The organism is Massilia sp. P2_C2, assembly GCF_056404615.1.
The window spans coordinates 1-6554 of record NZ_JBFUDR010000322.1 but is presented as its reverse complement, the minus strand read 5'-3'; the positions used below and the strand labels follow the sequence as shown (position 1 = coordinate 6554).

At 69.2% G+C, this 6554-nt stretch carries 3 protein-coding genes; 2 read left to right on the top strand and 1 reads right to left on the bottom strand.

Annotated elements, in window-relative coordinates:
* Both AC1DYX_RS25930 and AC1DYX_RS25925 read left to right on the top strand, forming a co-directional pair.
* Window positions 1–2989 (top strand): beta-galactosidase (locus AC1DYX_RS25930; protein ID WP_477264236.1); only part of this gene is annotated, 2989 nt, incomplete at its 5' end.
* 129 nt (window positions 2990–3118) lie between these two features.
* Complete coding sequence (locus AC1DYX_RS25925; RefSeq protein WP_477264234.1) at window positions 3119–5446, top strand: putative bifunctional diguanylate cyclase/phosphodiesterase; 2328 nt, start codon at window positions 3119–3121, stop codon at window positions 5444–5446.
* Window positions 5447–5519: 73 nt separating this feature from the next.
* Here the strand turns inward: AC1DYX_RS25925 and AC1DYX_RS25920 are convergent.
* A partial coding sequence (locus tag AC1DYX_RS25920; RefSeq protein WP_477264232.1) for an FGGY family carbohydrate kinase occupies window positions 5520–6554 on the bottom strand: 1035 nt, incomplete at its 5' end.

Genomic DNA, 6554 nt, shown 5'->3' with positions numbered 1-6554 from the left:
CCGGCTCGCCGGCGTGGCGACCGCCGTCGGTGCGCCCGACCTGCTGGCCGAACGGCGCGCGGACCTGGATGCCGCGACGCGCTGCGTGCGCGCGCCGCGGGCGGTCACGTGGGACAAGTATTCGCTGCGCATCGGTGGCGAGCGGGTCGTCGTCTGGTCGGGCGAGATTCACCCGTTCCGCCTGCCGGACCCGGAACGCTGGCGCGACGTGATCCAGAAGATGAAGGCGCTCGGCTTCAACGCCGTGTCGTTCTATTTCGACTGGGCCTATCATTCGCCGGCGCCCGGCGTGTACGATTTCTCCGGCGTGCGCAACGTCGAGCGGGCCCTCGAGATGGCGGAAGAAGAAGGCATGTACGTGATCGCGCGCACGGGGCCGTACGTGAATGCGGAGCTGTCCGGCGGCGGCTTTCCCGGCTGGATGATGCGCAACCGTGCAGAAGCGCGCACGGACGATCCCGCGTACCTTGCGGCCGTCGACGAGTGGATGACGCAGGTCGACGCCATCATCGCGCGCCACCAGGTGACGACGGGCGGCGGCACGGTCATCGCCTACCAGCTCGAGAACGAACTGGGCAAGGTCGAGCCGAAGCACGTGCGCCAGATGGAACACCTGGCCGCGAAGGCGCGCGCGGACGGCATCACGGTACCGTTCTTCCACAACGCGGCCGGCCGGCTGCCCGACTGGACGCCGCGCGCTTCCAGCGCGCCGTGGGCGAATCCGGGGCCGACGGATCTGTATGCATTCGACGGCTATCCGGGCGGCAGCTGCGACGTGCATGCGAACCCTGCGGGGCCGAACAAGGCCCCCGACTGGGGCATCTACGCGGCGCCGGGGCCGAAGGCGGGGGCACTCAGCTCTCCGGATACGCCCGGTTTCGCGGCCGAGGTGGGCGCCGGCTGGTTCGACTACTGGGGCTCCAATGGCACGTACGGCTGCACGGCCGAGCGCCAGGGCAAGGGTTACCAGCGTGTGTTCTACGGGACGAATCTCGTCAACCGCATCACGATCCACAATATCTACATGGCGTTCGGCGGCACGTCGTGGGGATGGCTGCCGGGGCCGATCGTGTACACGTCCTACGACTACGGCGCGCCGATCGCGGAGGACCGCGGCCTGCGCCCGAAAGCGCTGGCGCTGAAGCAGCAGGGCATGTTCGTGCGCGCGGCCGCGCCCGTGCTGGCGCACATGGACAAGGGACCGGAGATCCGCACCACGTCGCCACGGGTCAGGCTGTACCACAACGTCAACACGGAACTGGGCGCGCACGTGCTGTTCGCCGTGCACGGCCCGTCCGACCTGCTGACGGACGATGCGTTCTCGTTCGCGCTGGAGACGCGCGACGGCCGCTACACGATCGCGTCGCGCCTGAACGGGCAGGACGCGAAGATGCTGCTGGCCGACTGGGACATCGAACGCCAGCATCTCGTGTATTCGACGTCGGAGCTGCAGGCGCGCATGCAGGACAAGGAGCGTGACCTCGTCCTGGTGCACGGCCGCGACGGCGAGGCCGGCGAGACGGTGTTGCGCTATGCGTCGGCCCCGCAGGTGGAAGTGCTGGCGGGCGCCGTGCGCTCCACGTTCGACGCCGCGCGCGGCGACCTGAAGCTCGCGTACATGCATGCGGGCCTGGCGCGCGTGCGCATCACGGGCGGAGGGCGGGCGCCGCTGCTGTTGCTGATCGCGGACGAGGCGACGTCGCAGGGCTTCTGGATGCAGGAGACGCCGGCGGGCGCCGTTCTCGAACTGACGCCGGCGCTGGTGCGCGGTGCGCGTGTCGACGGCGGCCGGCTGCACCTCGAGGGCGACACGGATGCCGACACTCCGCTCGAGATATGGGGGCCGGACATCGCGGCCGCCACGTTCGACGGCGTGGCGCTGCAACTGACGCGCCAGCCGGACGGCAGCCTGCGCGCCGGCACGCTGGCCGGTCCGGCGCGGGTGACGTTGCCGGACCTGGGCAAGATCGCGTGGATGCGACGCATGGACAGCCCGGAAGCGCAGCCGGGATTCGACGACCATGACTGGGTGCAGGCGGATGCACGCGCGTCCGCCGCGCAGACGTGGACCCTGCCCGAGCGCGGCCAGCCCACCCTGGCCATGAGCGACTATGGCTTTCACCACGGCGACGTGTGGTATCGCGGGCGTTTCGACATCGTCGCGAAAGGCACGAATCGGCTGGACCTGTTCTACGGCGGTGGCGGCGCGGGCATGCTGCAGGCCTGGATCGACGGCCGCTTCCTGGGCCAGCACGAACTGGATACGGGCCGCGCATTCCCGGAGACGACGGACACCGTGCGTTTCGACCTCGGCAGGCTGGCGCCGGGTCCGCACGTCGTCGCCGTCATGGTGCGCAACGATTCGCACAACTGGGACCTGATGGCGGACGATGCGCACCGCGAGGCGCGCGGCCTGATCGCGGCGTCGCTGGCGGCGCAGGGGGGCCGTCGCCACGCCGTGCCCATCCGCTGGCGCCTGCAGGGCAACCGCGGCGGCGAGGACGGTACGGACCCGGTGCGCGGCCCGCTGAACGACGGGGGCCTGTACGGCGAGCGCGCGGGCTGGCACCTGCCCGGCGCTCCCGACCGCGGCTGGACGCGCGCGCGGCCGGGCGACGCGCCACCGGGGCCCGGCACCTACTGGCTGCGCACGCGCGTAAAGCTTGCGCTGCCGCAAGGTCACGACGTGCAGTTGGGCCTAGTATTTGGTGATACGTCCAGACCACGCTCGGATCGTGAAACTCGTGTCTTGATCTTCGTCAACGGCTGGAACATGGGACAGTTCATCGCCCACGTGGGGCCGCAGCGCGTGTTCGTGATTCCGCCTGGCATCCTGGATCCGCAGGGCGAGAACACGGTCGCGCTGGCCGTGACGACGGATGGGCAGCCGGGCAACGCGCTCGAGCCCGTGCGTCTCGTTACCTTGCGTGCGGTGCGCGGCGGCCCGTCTTCGGACGCGGTAATCGGCAAATCCGAGACAAAACTTTGAACCGAAAGTCACAATGCCGCAACACCTTGTAGTGTGCGACGTGACAGGCGTCGCTCCGGCACTTACAATGTTGCCTCACGAGAATACAACCGGGATGCATAAACGCCTGGTGCGCGCGAGGTAAGGGTGATGCAAGGGTTAGACGATATCGCAAAATGGCGCGCTCGGATTTTCTCGCGTCTGTTGTCGATAGTGCTTGTCCTGGGTACGATTGCCGCGATTCCGGTTGTGGTCGTCGTCCTGCGCCATGGCGTATGGACGGTCGCTGCGATGGATGGCGCCGCGATCGCGTGGCTGTTCGCCCTGTGGCGCATGGAGCGCATGCCGTATAGGCTCCGCGTCCTGAACTTCCTGGCCATCATCTACCTGGTGGCCATCGGTCTCATGCTGAAGGTGGGACCGGTCAGCCAGAACTACCTGATTGCGCCGCCCGTGATGGCGGCCGTCCTGCTCGGCACGCGGCAGGCGTTGGTGGCGCTCGCGACCAGCGCCATCATTCTCCTCCTCGGCATGATCCATTTCCCGGCCACGTTGGCTAACATGGGCCACGATCCCGTCATGACGGCGGTGCTCGTCACGCTGAACTTCACCTGCGTCGGCGCGCTGCTGACGGTCACCTGCGGCACGATGCTGAACGGTCTGGCGCGCTCGCTGGAGGACGTGCGCGGGTTCGCCAAGTCGCTGGAGAGCGGCCAGGATGCGCTGCACGCGCTGAACGCCGAGCTGCGCCTCACGTCGGCCGCGCTGGCGCGCCTGAACGACATGGTCCTGATCGCGCGCGCCGTCGAGCCGCCCGACCGCGAGCAGCCCATCATCTTTTCCAACGAGGCGTTCCAGCGCCGCACGGGTTATAGCGATGCGGAGATCGTCGGCCGCAGCATGCGCGTATTGCATGGGCCCGGAACGGATCCGGCTGTCGTCGAGCGCATCGTCGAGGCGATGCGCAACGGGCAGGCGGCGACGGCGGAGATGGTCAACTACACCAAGACGGGCGACCCGTACTGGGTCGAGGTGGAACTGATGCCGTTCACGGACGACCACGGGAAGATCAGCCACTGGGTCGTCGTCGGCCGCGACATCACGGAGCGGCGTCACTCGGCCGATGCGATCCACCGCCTCGCGTACTATGACGTGCTCACGGGCCTGCCGAACCGGCGCCTGATCACGGAGCGCCTCGATGCCATGGTGGCGGCAGCGAATGCCGGCCGCGGGCTGGGTGCCGTGCTGTACATCGACCTGGACAACTTCAAGCACGTGAACGATGCGCGCGGCCATGCAACGGGCGACGCGCTGCTCAAGCACACGGCGAAGAGCCTCTCCCATGTGGTGCGCAAGGGCGACACGGTGGCGCGCCTCGGCGGCGACGAATTCGTCGTGCTGCTGGAAGGCCTCGGCACCGACCTGGGCGCCGCCACGACCGCCGCGCTGGCCGTGTCGGACAAGGTGCGCACCGCGCTGGCGGATGACGTCAGCATCGACGACCAGAACTACCACTCGACGGCCAGTATCGGCGTCGCGCTGCCGACGCGCCCCGGCCAGTCCGTCGCCGACCTGATGCGCGACGCCGACCTCGCGATGTACCACGCCAAGGCGGCGGGCCGCAACGGCGTGGCCGTGTTCGCGACCCCGATGCTGGCGGCTGCGGAGCGCCAGCTCACGCTGGGCCGCGACCTGTCGGCGGCGCTCGACAACGGCGAGCTCTCCATGCACCTGCAACTGCAGGTCGACCATGACGGCAGCCCGGTGGGCGCGGAAATGCTGATGCGCTGGCGCCGCGCCGACGGCACCTTTGTCCCGCCCGACGTCTTCATCCCCGTGGCGGAGACGACCGGCCTGATCGTCCAGCTCGGACAGTGGGTGCTGCGCCAGGCTTGCATGGCGCGGCTGGCGCTCGAGGAGGCCGGGCATCCGCTGCAGCTGTCCGTCAACGTCAGCCCGCGCCAGTTCCGCCAGCCCGAATTCGTCGCCCAGGTGCGCGCCGCGTTCGACGAGTCGGGCGTGGCGCCGCACGCCTTCGTGTTCGAGGTGACGGAAGGCTTGCTGGTCGAAGACTTCGATGGGATTACGGCCAAGATGCGCGAACTGGCGGCGCTCGGCATCCGCTTCTCGATCGACGATTTCGGTACGGGATATTCGAGCCTGGGCTACCTGAAGAAGATGCCGCTGTACGAGCTGAAGATCGACAAGAGCTTCATGCGCGACACGCCGCACGACGCGAACGGCACGGCGATCGTCCAGACCATCCTCGCGATGGCGGACCACCTGGGGCTGCGCGTCGTGGCGGAAGGCATCGAGACGGAAGCGCAGGCACGCTTCCTCGCCGAGAATGGCAAGCCGTGCATGCAGGGTTACCTGTATTGCCGGCCGTTGCCGTTGCAGGACCTGATCGTGCGATTGAACCGGACGGCCGGCAACGTCGTGGCCGAGGGCGTCAGTTACGAGGCCTCGCGGGTTTAAGTAGGGTGGGCGGCCTCCGCCCACGCGGATGCTGGCGGACCGCAAACGTCCGCGTGGGCACGGGGTGCTCACCCTACGATAACGCGTGTTGCCACCTTGCTCGATACGCCTCCAGTCCAACCGGAGCCCGTGCCGCGATCGCCGTGCTGCCGCCCGGCGGCGGCGCAGCGCGATAACGCAGCATCCATCCCCCGCACGTCGTCCCGCTCGCGTCGTCCGAATACGAAACGGCCTGCTGCGGTCGCAATGCCGCCAGCAACGGTCCGAACCAGGGGTTGGCGGTAAAACTTCCTTCGACGGCCAGCGGTCCGGCCGCGCCCAGCGCATCCAGGGAGTAATCCGTCATCAGCACGCAGTACAGCGTGGCCAGCGCATAGCGTTCGCGCGCATCCGCGGGCGCGGGCCCGGCGATGCTGCCGGCCCGGCCCGCGAACGGCCCGCCCGTGGCGGCGAAGCAGGGCAGCGCCAGCGTCCCGCGCGCGATCAGGCGTTCGATGTCATCCATGCCGCACGGCGTGGGCGCGGCGCCCGCCAGCTCGGCGAATTCGCGCCCGCCCATGAAGCGCATGCAGGCGACGGGCTGGCCCAGCGCATTCGTGTTGGCCAGCATGTCGGCGTGCTCGGAGAGGCCGTCCAGGCTGGCGCCGAAGGCGGCCGCGATCATCCACGTGCCCGTCGACAGCACGGTGCGCGGCGCGTCRCCGTCCGTGCCGAGGTAGCGCAGCAGCGACGCATTGCTGTCGTGGATGCCRCACAGGACCGCGCAATCGGCCGGCAGGCCGGTCGCGGCCGCGACGTCGGGGCGCACCGTGCCCAGCGCCGCGTGCGCGGGCGTCAGCGGCGGCATCAGTGCCGTCCAGCCCATCCGGGCGACCAGGCTGGACCATGTCTGCCGGCGCGGATCCCACAGGTCCGTGTGACAGCCCAGCGACGTCGCTTCCGACGCGGCCGTGCCGCACAGCTTCCATGCCCAGTATTGCGGATACGTGAGGACGTGGCGTGCGCGGACGAAGGCGTCCGGAAAGCGCGCCTGCAGCCACGCGAGCTGGCGGCCCAGGTTGAGGCCCGCGGGCAGCCCTGGGGACAGCGTCTCGTCGTAGGCCGGACG

Bases quoted from the DNA above. Each gene is read 5' to 3' on its own strand.
- AC1DYX_RS25925 (WP_477264234.1), top strand. From the start codon at position 3,119: ATGCAAGGGTTAGACGATATCGCAAAATGGCGCGCTCGGATTTTCTCG.